Annotated in this window: 3 protein-coding genes; 1 reads left to right on the top strand and 2 read right to left on the bottom strand. The window is 64.8% G+C overall.

Annotated elements, in window-relative coordinates:
• Positions 1 to 48: 48 nt before the first annotated feature.
• Positions 49 to 1,239: a winged helix-turn-helix domain-containing protein gene (locus AC5DC2_RS23015; RefSeq protein ID WP_491700171.1), complete on the top strand. Its 1,191-nt coding sequence runs from the start codon at positions 49 to 51 to the stop codon at positions 1,237 to 1,239.
• A gap of 6 nt (positions 1,240 to 1,245) precedes the next feature.
• On the opposite strand, the gene AC5DC2_RS23010 is transcribed toward AC5DC2_RS23015, so the two are convergent.
• Positions 1,246 to 1,371, bottom strand: coding sequence for a hypothetical protein (locus AC5DC2_RS23010; protein ID WP_491700170.1), 126 nt, complete (start codon positions 1,369 to 1,371; stop codon positions 1,246 to 1,248).
• 59 nt (positions 1,372 to 1,430) lie between these two features.
• Positions 1,431 to 2,384: chorismate synthase (gene aroC / locus AC5DC2_RS23005; protein WP_491700169.1), on the bottom strand; the 954-nt coding region annotated here is incomplete at its 5' end.

Raw genomic sequence — 2,384 nt, 5'->3', positions numbered from 1 at the left:
GAAAGACCGGATGTTCTTATTTTGTCCGAATCGCACTAACGTTGGTCCATGGCCAAGGTGATTTCGAACATGGATGCGCGTCGCATCTTCCTCGCGCGTCAGGGACTTTCCGGCCCTCCGGGGCAGGCGATGGACAAGGCGGGCCTTCTGGCGTTGATCGAGAAGATCGGCTTCGTTCAGGTCGATTCGATCCGCACCGTCGAGCGCGCGCATGATCTCATTCTCTTCTCCCGCAACCAGACCTTTCGGCGGCAGCATCTCGCCGCGCTCCTGGAAAAGGACCGGGGCCTTTTCGAGCACTGGACCCATGACGCCTCGCTCATTCCCACCCGCTTCTACCCCTACTGGAAGCACCGCTTCGCCCGCGAGCAGGAACGCCTCGTCGCGCGCTGGCGCAAATGGCAGGGCGAGGGCTTCGAGGCGGTTTTCGAGGAGACCTATGCGGCCGTTAGGGACAATGGTCCGCTGTTTTCCCGCGAATTGAAGGAGGACGATCACGTCTCTGGCGGCTGGTGGAACTGGCACCCGGCCAAGACCGCGCTCGAATACCACTGGCGCACGGGACGGGTCGCCATCTGTCACCGCGTCAATTTCCAGAAGGCCTATGATCTTGCCGAACGGGTGATCCCGGACGCACACCGTCTCGTCGACGTCGATCATGACGCCTTCGTCGACTGGGCCTGCCGGGCGGCTCTTCAAAGGCTCGGTTTTGCGACCTCGGGCGAGATCGCCGCCTTTTTCGATATCATCACGCCGCAGGAGGCGAAGGCATGGGTGGAGGAGAACCGCGCCCAACTGGCGGAGGTTGCGCTTGAGACCGTGGAGGCCGGCAAGCCGCGCCTGGCCTTTGCGCTGGCCGGAGAGGTCGATAGCCTTGCCGACGTGCCGGACCCGCCGGCGCGCCTGCGCGTTCTCAGCCCCTTCGACCCGCTCCTGCGCGACCGGGCGCGCGCCGAGCGCCTGTTCGGCTTTTCCTACCGGATCGAGGTCTTCGTGCCGGAACCGAAGCGGCAATACGGCTATTACGTCTTCCCGCTTCTGGAAGGCGCGCGGCTGATCGGGCGGATAGACATGAAGGCGGACCGCAAGCGCGGCACGCTCGATGTCCGAAAGCTCTGGCTTGAACCCGGCGTTCGGGCAGCCGCCGGGCGGCTGGAAAAGCTTGACGCCGAACTGCGGCGGCTCGCCCGTTTCACCGGCGTCGAGCGGGTGGAATACCTGCCTGGCTGGCGGGCCTGATCGCCGTCAGGTCCTCGGCCCTTTTTCCTTCCACACGGCAACCGCCCAGAATGCGGCGCAGCCGATGAACAAGAAGCCGAGCCCTGCGAAAAAGATGCCGAGCTGGGCGAGAGACGCAGCGGAACCGGACATGTCAGCCTCCCTGGGTTTCACGCTTTCCCACATCGGCAGATTGTAGGTCCGGAGCCGCCTCAGTCCAGACGGCCCGTCTGTCCGCGGTCGCGCAGATAATGGTCGGCGATGGTGCAGGCAAGCATCGCCTCGCCGATCGGCACGGCGCGGATGCCGACGCAGGGGTCATGGCGTCCCTTGGTGCGCAGCTCGACCTCCCGGCCATCCTGATCGATCGACTGGCGCGGCGTCAGGATCGAGGATGTCGGCTTGATGGCGAAACGGGCGACGATCGGCTCGCCGGTCGAGATGCCGCCGAGAATGCCGCCGGCATGGTTTGACAGGAAGCGCGGTCGACCGTCATTGCCAACGCGCATCTCGTCGGCGTTTTCCTCGCCGGTCAGTTCGGCCGCATTGAAGCCTTCGCCGATCTCGACGCCCTTGACGGCGTTGATCGACATCAGGTTCGAAGCGATATCCTGATCGAGCTTGGCATAGATCGGCGCGCCGAGGCCTGCCGGAACATGTTCGGCAACCACCTCGACCACCGCGCCGACGGAGGATCCGGCCTTGCGGATATCGTCCAGATAGCGTTCCCAGACCGGCACCATCTCGGCATCCGGGCAGAAGAAGGGGTTGTTGTCGATCTCGGCCCAGTCCCAATTGTCGCGGTTGATCCTGTGCTTGCCGATCTGGGTCAGCGCGCCGCGATAGGTCACATTCGGCAACACCTTGCGGGCAATGGCGCCGGCGGCGACGCGGGCCGCCGTCTCGCGCGCGGAGGAACGGCCGCCGCCGCGATAGTCGCGCAATCCGTATTTGACGTCATAGGTATAATCGGCATGGCCGGGGCGGTACTGCCGCGCGATCTCGCCGTAGTCCTTCGAGCGCTGGTCGGTGTTCTCGATCATCAGCGAAATCGGCGTGCCGGTGGTCACATAGGTTCGGCCGTCTTCCTGCGGCAGGACGCCGGACAGCACTTTCACCGCGTCGGCCTCGCGCCGCTGGGTGACGAAGCGCGACTGGCCGGGCTT

It is taken from the genome of Martelella sp. (genome assembly GCF_984369615.1).
The sequence above is the reverse complement of the archived record's forward strand: the minus strand, read 5'-3'. Positions and strand labels throughout refer to the sequence as shown.

What these genes read in the sequence shown, in the direction of transcription:
- AC5DC2_RS23015 (WP_491700171.1), top strand. Translation starts at nt 49, where the DNA reads ATGGCCAAGGTGATTTCGAACATGGATGCGCGTCGCATCTTCCTCGCG.
- AC5DC2_RS23010 (WP_491700170.1), bottom strand. Translation starts at nt 1,371, where the DNA reads ATGTCCGGTTCCGCTGCGTCTCTCGCCCAGCTCGGCATCTTTTTCGCA.